This window comes from Synergistaceae bacterium, from assembly GCA_031267575.1.
GTDB lineage: Bacteria > Synergistota > Synergistia > Synergistales > Aminobacteriaceae > JAIRYN01.
The window spans coordinates 1-18,064 of sequence record JAIRYN010000053.1; the positions used below are offsets into that span (position 1 = coordinate 1).

The 18,064-nt window shown below is 51.9% G+C and carries 14 protein-coding genes; 9 read left to right on the forward strand and 5 right to left on the reverse strand.

Features of this window, described 5'->3' with window-relative positions; genetic code table 11:
- The coding region (locus tag LBJ36_09035; protein MDR1379175.1) for a hypothetical protein at nt 1-271 on the forward strand (271 nt) is incomplete at its 5' end.
- 651 nt (nt 272-922) lie between these two features.
- Here LBJ36_09035 and panB read toward each other — a convergent pair.
- Nucleotides 923-1,786 (reverse strand): 3-methyl-2-oxobutanoate hydroxymethyltransferase, encoded by an 864-nt coding sequence (gene panB, locus LBJ36_09040; protein MDR1379176.1) that lies wholly within the window; start codon nt 1,784-1,786, stop codon nt 923-925.
- Between the two features lie 724 nt (nt 1,787-2,510).
- On the opposite strand from panB, the gene LBJ36_09045 reads away from it, so the two are divergent.
- Entirely contained in the window at nt 2,511-3,386 is an 876-nt protein-coding gene (locus tag LBJ36_09045) for a hypothetical protein (protein MDR1379177.1), read from the forward strand.
- A gap of 39 nt (nt 3,387-3,425) precedes the next feature.
- Here the strand turns inward: LBJ36_09045 and LBJ36_09050 are convergent, their stop codons facing one another.
- Together LBJ36_09050 and LBJ36_09055 are read right to left on the reverse strand one after the other, a co-directional pair.
- Complete coding sequence (locus LBJ36_09050) at nt 3,426-4,604, reverse strand: hypothetical protein (GenBank protein MDR1379178.1); 1,179 nt, start codon at nt 4,602-4,604, stop codon at nt 3,426-3,428.
- A gap of 68 nt (nt 4,605-4,672) precedes the next feature.
- The gene (locus LBJ36_09055; GenBank protein MDR1379179.1) at nt 4,673-5,266 is read right to left on the reverse strand and encodes an HD domain-containing protein; all 594 of its coding nucleotides are present in this window, start codon (nt 5,264-5,266) and stop codon (nt 4,673-4,675) included.
- Nucleotides 5,267-5,398: 132 nt separating this feature from the next.
- Between LBJ36_09055 and LBJ36_09060 the strand changes: the two genes are divergently transcribed.
- From LBJ36_09060 to LBJ36_09075, 4 genes are all read left to right on the forward strand, one after another.
- The gene (locus LBJ36_09060) at nt 5,399-5,692 is read left to right on the forward strand and encodes a hypothetical protein (protein MDR1379180.1); all 294 of its coding nucleotides are present in this window, start codon (nt 5,399-5,401) and stop codon (nt 5,690-5,692) included.
- The gene (locus tag LBJ36_09065) at nt 5,689-6,243 is read left to right on the forward strand and encodes a CPBP family intramembrane metalloprotease (protein MDR1379181.1); all 555 of its coding nucleotides are present in this window, start codon (nt 5,689-5,691) and stop codon (nt 6,241-6,243) included. The genes LBJ36_09060 and LBJ36_09065 overlap by 4 nt, the downstream gene beginning before the upstream one ends.
- 103 nt (nt 6,244-6,346) lie before the next feature.
- A complete protein-coding gene (locus tag LBJ36_09070; GenBank protein MDR1379182.1) occupies nt 6,347-7,417 on the forward strand; it encodes a hypothetical protein in 1,071 nt (356 codons plus the stop codon).
- Between the two features lie 17 nt (nt 7,418-7,434).
- Nucleotides 7,435-8,181, forward strand: a complete 747-nt coding sequence (locus LBJ36_09075) for a M23 family metallopeptidase (protein MDR1379183.1) — start codon at nt 7,435-7,437, stop codon at nt 8,179-8,181.
- Nucleotides 8,182-8,265: 84 nt separating this feature from the next.
- Here the strand turns inward: LBJ36_09075 and LBJ36_09080 are convergent, their stop codons facing one another.
- Together LBJ36_09080 and LBJ36_09085 are read right to left on the reverse strand one after the other, a co-directional pair.
- Complete coding sequence (locus LBJ36_09080; GenBank protein ID MDR1379184.1) at nt 8,266-9,909, reverse strand: nucleoside kinase; 1,644 nt, start codon at nt 9,907-9,909, stop codon at nt 8,266-8,268.
- Between the two features lie 527 nt (nt 9,910-10,436).
- A complete protein-coding gene (locus LBJ36_09085) occupies nt 10,437-11,417 on the reverse strand; it encodes a GHMP kinase (GenBank protein ID MDR1379185.1) in 981 nt (326 codons plus the stop codon).
- A gap of 707 nt (nt 11,418-12,124) precedes the next feature.
- Here LBJ36_09085 and glyQ point away from each other — a divergent pair.
- The 3 genes from glyQ (at nt 12,125) to ppdK (ending at nt 17,979) form a co-directional block, all read left to right on the forward strand.
- On the forward strand, nt 12,125-13,066 hold the full coding sequence (glyQ, locus tag LBJ36_09090) for a glycine--tRNA ligase subunit alpha (GenBank protein MDR1379186.1): 942 nt from the start codon (nt 12,125-12,127) through the stop codon (nt 13,064-13,066).
- A complete protein-coding gene (gene glyS, locus LBJ36_09095) occupies nt 13,063-15,162 on the forward strand; it encodes a glycine--tRNA ligase subunit beta (GenBank protein ID MDR1379187.1) in 2,100 nt (699 codons plus the stop codon). Before glyQ ends, glyS begins: the two co-directional genes overlap by 4 nt.
- A gap of 171 nt (nt 15,163-15,333) precedes the next feature.
- The gene (gene ppdK / locus LBJ36_09100) at nt 15,334-17,979 is read left to right on the forward strand and encodes a pyruvate, phosphate dikinase (protein MDR1379188.1); all 2,646 of its coding nucleotides are present in this window, start codon (nt 15,334-15,336) and stop codon (nt 17,977-17,979) included.
- Nucleotides 17,980-18,064: the final 85 nt, after the last annotated feature.

An 18,064-nucleotide genomic window follows, 5' to 3' on the forward strand; every position in this document is an offset into this window, starting at 1 on the left:
GAGAGCCTTCAATATGGCGTTGCTGAAATTGCAAAGCGAAGGCTTCGTTGATGGGCTTCAAACTTTCCCGTCCGGAACTCTAATGCTGCCGAAGGCTGTAATTTTGGATTCCGTTTTGCCTACACGTTTCGGTGTTGAATATGTCGAGACGAAATTGAGCATTGAAAAATCGAAATCCGGTCCTGAGAAGCTCAAATTTCTTATTGCGCAGTGCGGAAAGTTTGGTTGGGATGTCCTTCATGCCCTGGTGTTAAAGATTCTGTCGGGTTGACACGGAATAAACCAAGCTAGCCCAATCCTGACGCATAGGGAGACGGGGCGTGGTGGCGCGTGCCTTGTGTCCCATTGCCAAATAGATGGGGGCCTCAGAGCAATCTGGGGTCTTTTTTGTTGCCTTGTGGTGATGTGGAAAAGGAAGCTCCGGTCGTCGTAAGATGGTTAGGTATGACGGAACAGCGCGATCTGTAGTCCTCTCTGCTATCAACTTTTTCAAGGAGATTTAAATCCCAAATCCGCAGTTTGTGGGACCGAGGTTTGCGCGACAATCAAATCGCCTCGGGGAACTTTCTCCTTCCCCCGAGGCGATCACAAAAATAAAAACGTTTTACGATAAAGCGATTCTCATCCAACGGCTGAAGCCGTTGGATGAGAATCGCAACACCGCCAACGGTGGCGTTTGTTTTGTATTTGATTTCTTGCCATATGTCTACTTTTTTTATGTTCCACTCCTTTTATGGCTCATCAACGCGAGATGCGGGGAGGAACACGACGGGGATATTAATGCGGCTGTAAATATTCTCAGAGTGAGGGCATCCACTCTTAAAGGAGAAGACAGGAGAAGACATAAGATCGGTTTCAGTCGGCTGTCTTTGTCGATATTAGACTTCCACAACTTTAGTCGTAGGAGTATGTCAAGCCTTTTTTAACTCTTTTTCTCGTATTCCTTTAACATCGCGGAGTACTCCGCCTCGCATCCTTTCCGAATATGGTAGACGTGTTCTTCGCCAGGGAAACGTTTATTGCGCACATCGTCCACGTATTCTTTAAAGGCATTCGTCACGACCTCCGCCACATTCGCGTACTTTTTCACAAACTTCGGCGTAAATGCCTGAAACTGCCCCAGCATATCCCCGCAAATGATCAATTGCCCGTCGCAGGGAAGACCACCGCCGATGGAGTACACGGGAATGGTGAGGCGCTTCGTGATGAATTCCGTCAGCTCAGGAGGAATACCTTCCACTAGAAGGGCATAAGCTCCCGCCTCTTCCACGGCGATAGCGTCTTCGATGACATAGCGGGCGGACTCTGGTGTCACGCCCTGAGCTTTGAATCCACCCATCGGACCAGAACTTTGGGGCGTCAGTCCAATGTGTCCGCAAACGAGAACACCGCTGTCAGCAATGGCCTTGATGCGGCTCTTGACTCTTACTCCACCTTCGAGTTTTACCGCGTCCATTTCGGCTTCTTTGAAAAAGCGGACGGCGTTCTCGACCGCTTGAGTATCGGAAACCTGGTAGGCCCCAAAAGGCATATCGCCCATCACGAACGTATTGGGCGCGCCCCGCCGCACGGCTTTACAATGGGAAATGCAGTCTTCCATCGTGACGGGGATTGTGCCGGCATATCCCAAAACAACCATCCCAAGAGAATCGCCCACCAGAATCATGTCCATTCCGCTAGCTTCCGCGAACATGGCCGTGGGATAATCATATGCCGTGATCCAGGCGACTTTCTCCCCGTTTTTCTTCATATCCAAAAATTCGAGACGTCCTTTTTTCTTAGCCAAAGCAAATCCCTCCTTAATCAATTTGGCATACTCCCACAACTAAAGTTGTGGGATTCTAAGATCGACAAAGACAGCCGACTGAAACCGGTCTTACGTCTTCTCCTTTAAGAGTTTTCCTTTAAGAGTGGATGCCCCCACTCTGAGAATATTTACAGCCGCCTTGATATCTCGATTGATATCTCGATTGATACCCCGGTCGTGTTCCGCCCCGCATCTCGCGTTGATAAGCCATAAAAGGAGTTTAACATGAAAGTAGACATATGGCAAGAAACCAAATACAAAACAAACGCCGCCAACGGTGGCGTTGCGATTCTCATCCAATCTCATCCAACGGCTGAAGCCGTTGGCTTTCTCATCGCTTTATCATAAGTTATACGACCACGCTCTAACGAAACAAGCTCCCGAAAACTTAAAGAGCCATAGCACGTTACTTGTTTTTAGCTATTTGTATCATACCAAGAATAGAGGATTCCCTACAATCGCCGCTCTTTGGGGATTTTTAACCTGGAATTGAGGCGGGCTCGTGGCGCGCCGTCAAAATTCCTCTGTACCCCATTGAGTGAATGTGTAAAATATTGTGGGCAAGAAAGATTACCCCAGCGTAAAAATAACGGAAACGGATTCCTCCGTTTCGGCGCGAAGCTCATAAAAGTCGTCGCTTATATGTTTTATGGCCTCACGCAAAGATTTCGACATTGTTAGGAGTAAGTTAGGAGTAAGGTTGATGAAAAACGCTTTTGGTGTCCACCGCTCGATCGAGTTCATAGAGGCGCACGGCGGCGTGACTTTTCCCATGACCATCCTGTATCCCGTGTCGCCGCGCGACGATAACGAAGAAAATAAATGTTCTTCAACAAACCCGATGCGTCTGGTGCTGATTTCCCACGGCAGCGGAGGGTCCCCCGCGCTTTATCAGACTTTGGCCAGTCGCTTGGCCGGCGGCGGCTTCCTCGTGGGAGTGCCCGAACACCCTTTCAATAACCGAAGCGACAATTCTCAGGCAGGGACGTTGGCAAACTTAATCAACAGGCCAAAGCACATTCGCGCAGCCGCGGATTGGTTCTTCAAGAATCAAGCTCTCTCCCCCTTCCTGAAGCCCGATTCCTTCGCCCTTATCGGCCATTCCATGGGGGGATGCACGGCGCTGATCATGGCTGGCGGTATACCCGCCTGTCCGTCTGGAGATACATTGGGCAGAGATGCCTTTCAGATCGACACGGAACCTGACCGCCGAGTCAAAAGCTTGGTCCTGTTGGCGCCCGCGACAACTTGCTTCTGGAGCAAGGGGGCCTTGGACAGGGTCAATGTCCCGATTTTGCTTCTGGTCGGCGAAAAAGACAAACACACATCTTATGACCGGCACGCCAAATGGGTGCTGGAAGGTGTACCCGATAGGTCGAAAATTCAGTACGGCATCATCGAAAACGCCGGGCACTACTCCTTCTTAGATCCGTTTCCGAAACACTTGGTCAAAGAGTCCTTCCCGCCCTCCCAGGATCCGCCGGGATTTGATCGGACGGTTTTTCACGACGACCTGGGCTTCGTAGTTCTGGACTTTCTCCGACGCACGCTGACCGAGACAGAAGAGCGCCGCTCCTAATGCGATTAACGCCGAGCGGCGTAATCCAAGAGACAGGTGTCAATAGTCGTAATAGGGAAGCCCCTCCACGTCGAGAGTGTCCAATACAGTAAAGTTTCTGTCGCGCACCTCCAAAATGTAGACCTTCCGCTGGCTGGGTCGATGCGTTTTCCCGTCGATCTCCAAAACCTGAGCGCCGAAGGGAATGCCCTTGACGTTTTCCAGCTCGGAGAGCAGCTCCCTCTGGCTGGGTCTTTCCACGTTCTCGATGTTTTGCCTCGGTATGGCCTCCAATGCCTGAATTAACCAGATCACCAGCGCGTTGGCCCGGCCCGCCGCGGCTTTATCCGAAACGGCCATGGTTTGCGACATCCAGAGGTCTCGCTTCAATTGCTCGAAACCGCCCAGTTCTTCGAGGTACATGTTCTGATCGGCGAAAATCATCCCCTTAAATGATCGAAAGGACGCGTCCGGTGCGCCGCCGTACCAGAGGCGATAGGGCGACATGAGCCCCATGACGCCGCGCCAAATTTCTTTACTTGCCATGCCCCCCAGGTAGCTTATTAATACGCCATCGCTGGCGTTCTTGATTTCCTGCTCCACCAGACTGAAGGTGTCCGTCACGGAGGCGTCCAACCAATAGGGCATGGGCATGAAGCCCGCCTTCAGCAAGAAATCAAAACAGATCTTGGCCTCTCGCTCTTCGTTGAGAGTAAAACGGGCCCCCATAATGCCTAGACGGGAATTTTTCTCCAGCCTTTTCGAGGCGTAATCCGCGAAAGCGCGACATCGGTAGTCTCGAAACAGGTCCAGAGCGAAAACGAAGGGATGCAGACGCCCTGCCTCATAAAAAGAAACGTTCTCACCTCCGGCCAATAGCAGGGGCATTCCGCTCCTCGCCGCCTGCCTGATTAACTCCCTGTCCACAGGGTAGGAGGCGAAGCTCAAAACCGCCACGGTATGGGACGTTATGGGCAAGGCGAAGTCCGCTATCGCGTCCTCGGTAGCGGGTGGCAGCAAAACGAAGTTGAGGTCATGACCATGTATCCCGTTGCCGCTCTCCGAAACCTGGGTTTGATGCCAGGCGAGAGTCCGCTGAATGGCTTTCCCCTTTTCGTTTTCCCAACCTTCGTCAGGAGGCACCACCAACACATCCCACGTCCAAACGGACTCGTCCACGGCGGCAAAAGCGACTTCCAGGAAGAAACCCTCCCGCCGAAAAAGAAAACACACTGCCATGACAACAACAAAAAAAACGATATTTCTCCTTATCGATACCATAATATCGATCTCCTTCCACCTCATATTCATCCTATCTTAAAAGCAGGTCCACAATACTCTCCGGTGATTTTTTCTACCAGTCTCTCGATTTCAAAAGCCATCTTTATCCTGCGTAGGGCGTTTTCTAGGGCTTTTCCTCCGGATGGGAAACTTTGACGGACCAATTCTTCCCTTTCCCGTAGGGAAACGATCTCCATGCCGTTGACGTATTTATCCGCCAGATAGAGGATCTTCGTCTCCATTGACGCCTGGGAGGGAAGATCCATGTGTCCTTCCACGACCTTCGCTACATCGGGAAAACCGTTTCGCGTCAAAAAAGCGGCGCCCTTTCTGGCGTGGTCGGGTTGTGTCCTCAATATGTCGTGCAGTTGCGCTGCGGCAACCAGAAGTTCCAAATCGACGGGAATGTGCCACGTGCAAAGTTCCCCTATTTTCAAAACCACCTCCGCCACACGGCGCTGATGGAGAATAACCTGAAAGGGCGTCTCCGCCGCCATTAGCAATGACTCGATCACGGTCTTCCCAGGAACTTGACGAGATTTGGCGCAAAAAGAAGGCTTCTCCAGAACTCGGAAGGTACCCATCTTCATGGCTACTTCCATCGTTACCTGCATCGTCATGAAGTTCACCCCTTTCGCTTCCTTGTGTATAATAAAATTAAGAAAATTATACGCTACGGCGACGCTTCCAAGAAGGCAAATAAATCGACATTATTTGTGGGCGCGCGCTCTGGGCGGAGGAGGCAATGAAACGTGCATTACATCAACACCGGCATCTTTATGGGGTTATCCGTCTGGATTCTGGGGTTCGCGTTGATGGTGGCGGGATGGCTAGTCGAGGTGGTATTTGAGAGTTACGGAACCATCCCCGCAAAGATACTCTACAAAACGGGCGCGATTATCGTGGCGGTTCCCGTTGTTTATCTGCTGTGGAAAAGTTCCCGCTGGCTCTCTTCGAATCGTCTCGACATCGTCCTTTTTTTGCGGAGCATGATCAGCGCCGTCCAGAGCCTCTTGAATGAGGTTCTTTTCATCGCATCTTCATGAAATCCATCGTTGTCGATCTTCTTGGTGTAGCGGTAGGTTTTGCCGTGGCCGTTTTTATGCTCTATTTTCCCTATACCTGGTGCAAACGGCGCGGCGAATCCGAGGAAGCCTATGGGCTTCGTTGGGTTATGGGGCAAAAAGCATGGCGCGACACGATCTTCGCAACTCTTCTGACGCTTCTTCCCTTGACTTTTATATCTTTTTACTGGCCTTCAGATTGGGGTAGGGGTGGCCCTTTTCATCCCGACCTTTGGCTAACTCTAGATATGTTGGGTGGGGGCCTGGCGGCGGCTTTCATCGAGGAGACGTTTTACAGAGGCTGGCTTCAAACCTTGTTTACCCGCAGATGGGGTCCTTGGGTCGCCATACCCTTGGTGTCGCTTCTTTTCGCGCTCTCCCATTTATTTGTGGCCCCCAGTTGGTTGAGGATCGCGACGTTTTTTCCGGGACTGGTTATGGGAGCCTTACGACATCGCAATGGTTCCATCTTGCCTGCCATCATTTATCACGCGGTCTGTAACATCTGGGCCGTCTGGTGGGCGCCCCGTTAAACACGGGCGCCGAAGTTGAAGTTTTGTAATCGTTCGAGATCTGGTGAATAGGTGAATTATGAGTAAAATAAAAAAAAGTTTTCTGATTTTGGCGTTTTTTTGGATGTTCTCGCAGGAGGCGACGATCGCTTGGGGAGAGACTTTCCTTTTGCGCATTCCCTTCAAAAAAGGCGCGATGGCCACGGCAACCCTACCGGACGGAACTGTAACCAATCTGGGCACGGTGCGGGCCCTACCCGTCAAAACAAATTGGCCGGCCTATACTGCCAGCAAATGGGGTGTACCTCAAACCGTGTGCGCAACGGCGGTGAACGCTGTTCACATTCTTTTAGACGTGGAGAAGAACAGGGGACGCATTTTCAGCGTTATCCCCGCGGTTACTGTGGCTCCCGCCGCTCCTAATGGCGCTTACTTCTCCATCGACTCGCCAGCCGGCACAGGGATGTTCGGCGGATTCGCGCCCCTAACGGGGTCCGCCGTCTTTGTCGAAAGCCCCGACGGCGCGAGACGATCCTTGTTCGGTAAAATCGGCGAAAACGTGGAAAAAATTTTCCCCCTGGACGAAGACGAGTCCCTTGTGATTGAGTCGTCCTTGGCTGAGGAGACCGGCGCTTGGATGGTAGACGTGGAAAACCGTCCTGGAGGCCGGGTCATTGCCTGGACGGGAAAAGGACCTGAGGTTGTGGCTCGGGTGGTGCGCCCCGTGGGCGGCGTCGGACGTTTCGGGGGAACGGAGTTTCAGGGCTTGGGGAGGATTCGAGCAAACCATACGGGCGTGATCGACATTTCGACCTCCTTGCGGGGACAGGTGGGGGGCATCCAGATCATGCCCTTGGTCCATGCTCTCACTTCCTCGGAAATGGCTAACGCCTGGAAGCTGACGCAGTGGATGATTCTGGTGCCTTTGCCAGGCAAAAAACCGCTAGAGGGAACGCCGCCCCTGTTCAAAGGCGCTCTTTTACCCGGAACCCAACTGAATGACAAACTGCCGGATATTTGGAGCACTTACGGTCGAAAACCCCTCGTTTTAGCTCGTTTGAACGGAGGTCCATGGGGCTCGCTCCCCTCGGTTTCCGGCAAGGTGGACGATGCCCTGCGCGCCATGACGCATCTGCGTATCTATTATCCTTTTTGGCACGAACCTCTTTGGCGCGAACCTCAAGGACCGGAATAAGACAAATGGTAAAACAAATGCGTCGAAAAATTCACATTGCGGCGTTGATTTTTGCGTTCTGGATTTACCCATGCCCGTCTCACGCGGCCGCCCTACCCGACGTCGCCAATAGTGAAAAATCCTTGCAAGCTGACGAAAGGTCCATGCTTCCCAAAGATAAACCTGATGAGCCTGAGCCTCTGATCATGATCAAGCTGCATGGAGTGCCTTTGTTCATGCGTGACTCTCAACCCAAGGACACTATTGCTCCCCAAGAACCCCTGGAGAACGAAAAAAACGCGCTGCCGCCTCTTTTTCTGCCGCCGCCGGTCAAACCGCGCCCTCAACCTCCCACACCTCCCACAAAAACAGAAAGCGCGGTTTTCACGCCCTCAGATAAAATGCAATGGCCTCTGGAGGGCAAGATCACCTCTGGCTTCGGGACGCGCGGAAAACGCAACTTTCATATGGGAATCGATATCCCCATGCCCAAGGGTACTTCCATTCACGCCGCTCAGGGGGGAGTTGTTCTGGACATCAGCAACACAAAAGACAAGCGATACCGCGGATACGGCAATATCGTTTTGCTCGGCCACGGTAACGGGCTCGTCACAATGTACGCCCATTGTCAGAGCGTCTCTGTCAAGAAAGGGCAATCAGTCAAACAGGGAGACGTAATCGGAACCGTGGGGGATACTGGACGCACAACCACCAATCACCTTCACTTCGAGGTCCGCGAAAACGGCAAGCCCGTAAATCCCTGCGACTATTTACCGGCTCGCTGATAGGTTGAGAGGTAGAGGGATATATGAGGGCCATCATATAGTGTAGATATTAGAATCGGATATAGGATAGAGTGGACGGCGTTCCTACACGTCCAGGCAGCTTCCTCCTATAAACTCGCGAATGACCGAGTTATTCGGGATCCCCTCGGACTGGATCGACGGAACGAACTTCAGAATGGTGAGCAAGCGTTGAGCCTCTCCGAAAACCGGTGAAGCCTCGTGAACTGTGTGGAGGATAGGTTCCACATAACCCTTGAGCACGCCCAGTTCGTAGGGCAGCGAGGAGTTAAAAACGACGTTGGCTCGGTTTTGAAAGGGAAAAATGTAACGTATAGCTCCCCACATCACTTTGGGGTACATCTTTAACGTGACCTCCGCGGACTTTCCCCGGGTGCGGTAATCGCGGACGATACGACGCAACAAACGGTTGTCGCTCGTACTGGTCCGGTTGTGGGGGTCGATACAGATGCCCGTCAAGGGCGAGACGAAGACGGTGAAGCGGTTGTTCTCCGGAAGCATGGCTAGAATGCGTTCGTTGAGGCCGTGGATCCCCTCCATGATGAGAATGTCCTCGGACCCCAGTTTGATGACTTTTCCGGGCTCTTTCCGTCCCTTGAGAAAATCGTAGCGGGGCGTGACGATCTCTTCGCCCTGAAGGATGGCCGTCAAGTCGTTCTTCAGAAGATCCAGGTCCAGAGCCTCCAGGATCTCATGATCAAAATCACCCTTTTCGTCTCTGGGAGCGTCCCGCAAATCTCGAAAATAATTATCCATAGGCAAGGTTACGGGCTTTTTCCCGCAAACGATCAGTTGAATCTTGAGCCTTTCCGAGAAGGTGGTCTTACCTGATGCCGATGGGCCGGCAAGGGTCACAACTTTCACTTCGGGCCTCGAAGCGATCTCCTCGGCGATGCGGGAGATGCGCTGAGAGTGAAATGCCTCGGAAATAAGAATGAGTTCCTGGGATCTTCCGTTCGTGACGTGACGATGTAGGCTGCTGAGGTAGTTCAGATCCAGAACCTTCAGCCAGTGAGCGTAATCGAAAAACACGTCGCTCAGGGATTTGTCTCCTCGAAAGGGTAGAATGCTGTCAGGCGAAGACAGAGTGGGAAACTGCAAAACCATCCCACGCGAGAATGGCACGACGTCAAAGGTCTTGAGCACCCCGGTAGACGGCGCCATTGTACCGCAGAAATACCCATACTGAACACCGCAGCGATAAACTTCCACGGGGTCCAAGTTTGCTTTCGCGAAGAGTTCCGCTATCTCCAGCTCTCCCTGTTTCTCGAAAATGCGCTTGGCTTTGTCGATGGGAAGGACTCTTCGGATGATCGGAATGTCCTGCCTCACCATCTCGCTCATGGCGGCGTGGAGTTTGTACGCGTCGGACTGGGTCGCCGGGCCTTCCTCAAACTCCCAATAGTGCCCCTCGTCGATGGAGTGTCGCACGGTGGCCTTACGGTTCAGCGCCTTTTGGCAGGCGATAATGAAGAGGAAATCGAGGGATCGGCGGTAGACCTGCAACCCTTCGCTGGAGGTGGTGGCGATGAACTCCGCCGTGGAATCCTCCTCGACCACCCATTCCAGAGGGCGCATGTAGTTGTTTACGCGCCAGGCGACGATGCCGCTGTCGACGGTTATGCTCAACTCCGCCATAGCACTGCGACCAGAGATCGGCGACTCGCTGGTCATATATTTTCCGTCTTTAAATTTGATGGTAAAAGCCATAAATGAAACTCCCTTCCTGAAACTCCCTTCCTCGTTCGCTGGTACTCATTTATTGTAGCGCTAAACGGGAAATATAGGAAAAGGGCGAATACACCGTTTCGATTTGATATACGTTCCGCGAAGGTTTGGCATTGAAACTAAGACTAAGATTAAGACTAAAACTAAAACTGAGAATGAATCTGTTACGATAAAGTGATGAGAAAGCCAACGGCTGAAGTCGTTAGATGAGATTGGATGAGAATCGCAACGCCGCCAACGGTGGCGTTTGTTTTGTATTTGATTTCTTGCCATATGTCTACTTTTATGTTAAATTTTTTTTATGGCTTATCAACGCGAGATGCGGGGTGGAACACGACCGGTATATTAATATGGTTGTAAATATTCTCAGAGTAGGGGACATCCACTCTTATCTTAAAAGAGAAGACGTAAGACCGGTTTCAATCAGCTGTCTTTGTCGAACTTAGAATTCCATGACTTTAGTCGTGGGAGTATGTCAAGCCTAAATTACTTTTAAGCGATAGGTAAAGTCATGAAAAAACCACTTTCGTTCCTTCGAAATCAAAACGAAAACGAACTTCTTCCAAACCGGCGCTCTTCATCGCGTGCCGCAAACGTGAACTATCCTCCGCTAGAAACATAAGAAAACCGCCGCCGCCTGCTCCCACGAGTTTCCCACCTATAGCACCATTGCTCATCGCAAGCTCGTACCACGCGTCGATTTGTGGGTTGCTCATTTCTTGTGATCCTGTCTTTTTATGTTGCCAATGCTCATGCATCAATTTCCCAAACCCTTGCAAATTTCCCTGTTCGAGAGCCTCTTTGCTGCGATAACCCAAGTTTTTGACATAGTGCAGGTTATCCAACATCTCAGTGTCATTATGTTGTGAACGTTCATTTTGGTCCTTCAAAATTTTCCTGCTGCTATGAGTAAACCCCGTAAAAAACAAAAACAACCTATCCTCGAGATCAAAAATCGTTTCAATCGAGATTTTTAAAGGCTCCACTGTCACCGTGCCATCTCGATGGAATGTAAACACGGTGAGACCGCCGTAAGCCGCTATATATTGATCTTGTTTTCCTCTAGGCTCGCCGAGACGATCAAGTTCAATGTGACAAGCCATCTCGGCTAATTCCTGCGCAAGTACATGTTTTCTTCGGTGCGCAAAAAGCGCTCGCAAAAGTCCTGTAGTGAAAGCTCCAGAGGAACCCAGTCCTGTGCCTGCAGGAATGTCTGCCACGGTTGTAATCTCGATTTGAGGAATTTTTAATTCTTGCATCAATAAGGCTTCACGTATAATAGGATGTTGAATATCCTCTACTTTTTGAAGTTGTTCTATCTGAGTATATTTAAGATAGATTCCCTCTACAAAAGGACGTATAACAGAGACATATACATATTTATCAATGGCTCCAGCCAGAAGAAATCCCTCGTGTTTCCGGTAGTACGAAGGAAGATCCGTTCCCTCTCCGCCTAATGATATTCGTAATGGGGATCGCGTCAGAATCATTACTTGTCTCCAAGAAACATAGGGGCTCCCCATTTCATCTCATTGATCTTGAGTTTGGGATGGGTATCCAGAAGATACCACACCACGCCTTGTAAAGCCTTGGTGCGCGGATTAATCGTTTGCTTAGCTTGTTGTATGTACCGTTTTGTATAGGACAATTATTTCACCGCTCCCCGCGTTTCAGCTCACCTTGAAAAAGAAACCTTCGCTCTTTCTGGTCCTTTGAGTAAAGCGCCATCATATTCGCTCACCTAAACCTTTATCGTCTGTGAACTTGCCCAATCATAACTATCAAAAGGTGTACTTTTTGATAAAATCCCAAATTTAAATTGAAACTTGAAATTAGGAGATAATTGTGATGTAATACCTACTCAATATATAGTGGTTTTGCTGTTGCTTGCCAGTGATAGGGTGACTATCAAAAAGTACGCTTTTTGATAGCTGTTTTTTTAGTTTTTCGACAATTGAAGTTTCCTTAAGCGTCTATAGAACATCCTTCAGCGAATACAACCAGCGAATACAGCTATAACGTCAGTGAGCCCTCCCCTACTGAGACCGCGTCGTTCGAGTTTTTCATGGCAAAACTCGCCTCTTTACAAAGCCTCTTTACAAAATGAATGGCAGTTCTGTGATTCAGCATCGCGAATTTAGCGACTTTCCATTAAAATACAAAACTGATGAACTCAGTTTTGCGGGAGGCGGTTTTTTTGAATTTCCAAGATATCTATTTCCAGCTCGAACATTTTTGGGCGCGTCAGGGCTGTGTGGTGCAGCAACCCTACGACATTGAGGTGGGCGCCGGCACGATGAACCCGGCGACCGCGTTGCGAGCCCTAGGGCCGGAACCCTGGCGCGTGGCGTATGTGGAGCCCTCCAGACGTCCATCGGACGGACGTTATGGAGAAAATCCCAATCGCCTGCAACATTACTACCAGTACCAAGTGTTGATAAAACCCGCCCCCTCCAACATTCTGGACCTTTATATCCAAAGCCTGGTTGTTCTGGGCATCGACCCATCGGAACACGATATCCGCTTCGTGGAGGACGACTGGGAAAACCCCTCCATCGGCGCCTGGGGGTTAGGATGGGAGGTCTGGCTCGACGGTATGGAGGTGACGCAGTTTACTTACTTCCAACAAGTGGGAGGAGTGGACATGGAACTAGTACCGGCAGAAATCACCTACGGTATCGAACGCCTCGCCATGTACGTCCAAAAGGCGGAGAACGTCTACGACTTGAAATGGGTAGGAAAAGTCACTTACGGCGACGTGCATCTGAAAAGCGAGGTCGAGTATTCTCATTACAATTTCGAGATCGCGGACATTTCCATGCTCTTGCAGCTCTTTAACCTCTATGAGGCTGAAGCCGGACGAATCTTGGAGAAGGGTTTTGTTCAGCCGGCCTATGATTACGTCCTGAAATGTTCCCATACTTTCAACTTGCTGGACGCGCGGGGCGCTATTAGCGTAACGGAGCGCACCGGCTACATCGGGCGGATCCGTGCCCTGGCCAGCCGTTGCTGTCAGACCTATGTGAACGCGCGCCAAAAAATGGGACATCCCCTAATAGCGAAGTTCGAGGATAACCCCAGCAGGCGTTGCCCGATGAAAGGAAACGACGCGCTATTGAAAGGAAGCGACGCGCTATGAACCCCAAAGAAATAGTTTCCTCTAATCTGAAAGCCGACGCGTGTGATGTGGTCTTAGAAATCGGAACGGAGGAGATCCCGTCCCGGTTCACTCCTCCCATACTCGAAACCTTGAAAATCCTGGCCACGGAGGACCTGAAACAATTACGCGTTGCCTGCAAAGACGTGCGCGTCTACGCAACTCCCCGTCGATTGGTGCTTTTCCTCCATGGTCTGGCCGAACGGCAAGAAGACCTGGTCGCCACTTATAAAGGACCTCTTTGGGCTTCGGCCTTCGACTCCTCCGGCAACGCCACGCGTGCGGCGGAGGGTTTCGCCAAGAGCAAGGGCGTGACGATCAATAACTTGAAAAAGGTCGATGTGGACGGCGCGGTTTATGTCATGACCGAAGTGCGAGAGGTGGGCAATCTCACGAGATCTCTTCTGCCGGGTTTCCTGTCAGGGCTTGTCGGCAAGCTGGTTTTCCCCAAGAACATGTACTGGGGGGATCCAGCAATCCGTTTTGCCCGCCCCATCCGCTGGATCGTGGCCTTGGCCGGCGAAGAGGTCGTCTCTTTCACTTACGGAGACGTGCAAAGCGGGCGGACATCCTCCGGGCACCGTTTCATGGGCGATAAACAAATCAAGATCAAGAGCACGGACGAGTTTTTGGGCAAACTTTACGACAATTACGTCATCCTGGACCAGGAGAAGCGAAAGCAGAAACTACTGGCGGGAATCGCCTCACTAGAGCGAGAGCATGAGGGCGTCGTGGAGCTGGATCCCGATCTGCTAGAGGAGAACCTCTACTTGGTGGAGTACCCCGTGCCTTTCATGGGCTCTTTTGATGAACGGTTCCTCAAAATCCCTCAAGAGGTATTGATCACCTCTATGAAGAAAAATCAAAAATACTTTGCTGTTCGGACCAAAGAGGGTAAACTGACGAATTTTTTCGTGGGAATCGCCAACAACCGAGTAGTAGATATGAATATCATCCGAGAGGGCAACGAGCGGGTATTACGAGCTCGTCTCGAAGACGCTGCCTTTTTCTGGGTGGAAGACCGCAAGCACTCCCTGGGCGAAAATGTGGCGCGCCTTAAAAATGTAGTTTATCAGGAAAAACTGGGTTCCGTTTACGACAAGGTCATGGCGACGCAAAAGCTGGCGATTTGGCTCTGCGGGGAATTGAACGCGCCGGAACTCTCAAAGCTTGTGGAGCGCGCCGCCTTTCTCTCCAAAGCGGATTTGGTCACCCACATGGTTTATGAATTTCCTGAGTTACAGGGAGTTATGGGACGTGAGTACGCCCGCGCCAACGGAGAGGACCCGCGAGTGGCTTTAGCCCTTTACGAACAATACCTTCCAAAGTCGGCCACGGACGAAGTGCCCTCCGACGGTGTTGGGGCGATTTTAGGTCTTGCGGAGCGCGTTCATGTTATCGTAAGCTGCCACAAGGTCGGACTGGGACCCACGGGTTCTCAGGATCCCTATGCCCTGCGCCGTGCCGCGCGCTGTATCAACGAGATTATATGGGCGCGGAAACTGGACGTGGATGTCAAAGAGGCAGTGCGAACTTCTGCCCTGGCGAACCTGGCAGACATGGATGTTGTGGACGAGGTTTTTTCTTTCCTCAACCAACGACTCCTCATGCAGCTCAAAGAAAAAGGCTATGAGCATGACCTGGCGAAGCTGGCCATTTCCGTCGCGGGACATCGCCCGCTTCAAACGTTGCGCTTGTTGGAAACGTTGAGCAAGGTCAAGAACGAGCCGTGGTTCGCGGAACTCGTGACGTCGGCGGTCCGAGTACGAAACATTTTGCAGAAGGCGGGAGAGGTTTCCAACGTTATCAACCTCGTCCTGGCGCTCGAACCGGCTGAGAAAAATCTCTACGAGGAAATTGTGAAAATGGAACCGCTTGTGGTGGTGGCACTTCGAGATAACGACTGGGAGGGGTTGGCCACGTCTTTGTCGGAACTGTCGCCTGTGGTTTCGGGTTTTTTCGACGACGTGATGGTTATGGACCCCGACGAACACATCCGCGCCAATCGTCTGGCCATTTTGAAGCGCTGCAACATCCTCTTCAAAGAGGTTGGTGACCTGGGAGTCCTGAAGTCGTAACGAGTTGGGCATCTATGAATTATCTACGAATCGTCTACTACGAGTCATCTACGAATGTTGAACATTTATTTAAAGTATTGAGCATCTATTTAAAGTATTGAGCATCTATTTAAAATGTTGAGCATTTATTTAAAATGTTGGGCATCTATTTAAAAAGGAGGAATATAGATTATGAGTGAGAAGTACATCTACGATTTAAACGAGGGCAATGCCGAAATGAAAGCCATCTTGGGCGGCAAAGGGGCCAATCTGGCTGAAATGGTACGCAGTGGGCTGCCGGTACCGCCGGGTTTCATCATCACCACGGAGGTCTGCCTCAAGTACTTGAAGGATCCAAAGATCATGGACACGATCTGGGACGGGGTTAAATCTTCCGTCTCGAAATTGGAAAAAGAGACGGGCAAGAGGTTCAACGATAAAAGCAACCCTCTTCTGGTGTCCGTGCGGTCGGGAGCGCCCATTTCCATGCCCGGCATGATGGAGACCATTCTCAACCTGGGCCTCAATGACAACACGGTGGAGGGTCTGGCGACGGCCTCCGGTAATCGGCGTTTCGCCTTCGACAGCTATCGGCGTTTTATCCAAATGTTTGGCAGCGTGGTGGACGAGGTGGACTCCGGTAAGTTCGAGCACGTCCTGGCGGAGTGCAAGAAAAAACTAAGCGTTTCCTTCGACAATGAAATCCCCGCCCAAGAGCTAGAGAAGATCGTGGCGGAGTTCAAAAAAATCTATAAGGACTCCACCGGCTCGGATTTTCCGACGGACCCCTGGGATCAGCTCCGTAAGGCCATAGAGGCCGTCTTTAAAAGCTGGAATATTCCTAGAGCCATCACTTACCGCAAGATCAACAAAATCTCCGACGATTTGGGGACGGCGGTCAACGTTATCTCCATGATCTTCGGCAACCTGGGCGACGACTGCGGAACAGGTGTCTGCTTCACTCGCAGCCCCTCCGACGGCACCAATAAACTTTACGGCGAGTTTCTGATCAACGCTCAGGGCGAGGACGTGGTGGCCGGTATTCGCACGCCAATCCACATCGATGAGCTGGAGAAAGTCATGCCGGACATTTATAGAGAGCTTCTGAAACTCACCAGCCAGCTTGAAAAATCCTATAAGGAAATGCAGGACATCGAGTTCACCATTGAGCGCGGCAAACTGTACCTGCTCCAGACCCGCACGGGCAAGCGCACGGCCGCGGCGGCCGTCAAAGTCGCCACGGATATGGTGAACGAGGGTTTGATCGACAAAAAGACGGCGGTGAGTCGGGTGACTCCCGAACAGGTGGAGCAGCTTCTGCACCGTCAGGTCGACAAAAACGCGAAAAAAGACGTAATTGCCGTAGGGCTTCCCGCATCGCCGGGGGCGGGTGTGGGGGCTTTGGTCTTCGAGGCCGACGAGGCGGAGACCTGGGGCAAACAGGGTAAAAAAGTCATTCTCGCCCGGCCCGAGACCTGCCCGGACGACATTCATGGTCTCTTTGCCGCCGACGCCGTCGTCACCAGCCGCGGAGGCATGACCAGTCACGCGGCGGTGGTGGCCCGAGGCATGGGCAAACCCGCTGTCTGCGGCTGCGAGGAAATGACCATTGACTTGGCTGCCGAGACCTTGAGCGCTCGTGGACGCACGTTTAAAAAGGGAGACGTGGTCACCGTCGACGGCACCACGGGCTCCATTTTGGCGGGGGAAGTTCCCCTAGTGGAGGCCACTTTTGACGAGAACTTCGAGAAAATCTTGATTTGGTCGGACGAGATCGCCAGGCAGCAGGTTTGGGCCAATGCCGACACCCCGGAAGACGCCCGTCGTGCCAGGGAGTTCGGAGCCAAGGGCGTTGGGCTCTGCCGCACTGAGCACATGTTTATGGCCACCGACCGGCTGCCTGTGGTGCAGGAACTCATCGTCGCCGACACCTTAGATGAGCGCTTGGTGGCTTTGAGCAGGCTCAAGGTGATGCAGAAGGGTGATTTCGTGGAGATCTTCAAAGCGATGGACGGATTCCCTGTCATCGTGCGCTTGTTGGATCCGCCTCTGCACGAGTTCATGCCGAAGGAACCTACCATCCTCGAAGGTCTCTCTGAACTTGAAAAGAAGGGACAGGCCAACTCTTCGGAGGCTCTGCGTCTCCAGAAGACTTTGGCGAAGGTCCGTCAGCTCCACGAGTCGAACCCGATGCTGGGCTTCCGAGGCTGTCGATTGGGCATGGTATACCCTGAGATCTACGAGATGCAGATCGAAGCAATTTTCGAGGCCGTGACCGACCTGGTCTCTAAGGGCGTTGCCGTCCATCCCGAGGTCATGATTCCCTTGGTGGGGACGAAGGTTGAGATGAAGTTTTTCCGCGAAATGGCCGACCGGTTGGCCTCCGAAGTGGCCCGTAAAACAGGAGTCAAGTTTGACTATTTAGTAGGAACCATGATCGAGCTTCCTCGGGCGGCGTTGGTGGCGGACCAGTTGGCGGAGTACGCGCAATTCTTCAGCTTTGGAACCAACGACCTGACCCAGACGACCCTGGGCTACTCCCGTGACGACGCAGAGGGTAAGTTCTTGTTCCAGTACGTGGAGAAGGGAGTCTTCAAGGAAAACCCCTTCAGCGAATTGGACCGGGACGGCGTGGGTGCGTTAATGAAAATTGGCGTGGAAAAAGGCCGCGGCGTGAATAAGAACCTCTCGGCGGGCATTTGCGGAGAGCACGGAGGCAACCCGGCTTCCATCGCTTTCTGTTGCTCTCTCGACATGAACTACGTGAGTTGCTCTCCTTTCCGCGTTCCCGTCGCTCGTGTGGCCGCGGCTCACGCGGCGTTGGGCGTCTTGAAGTAAAAAATTAACGCGCCCGTTTCTACCCCAAAAGACCGCCCACAGTGATGAGCGGCCTTTTGGGCGCGCTTCGTAATCTTCATAATCA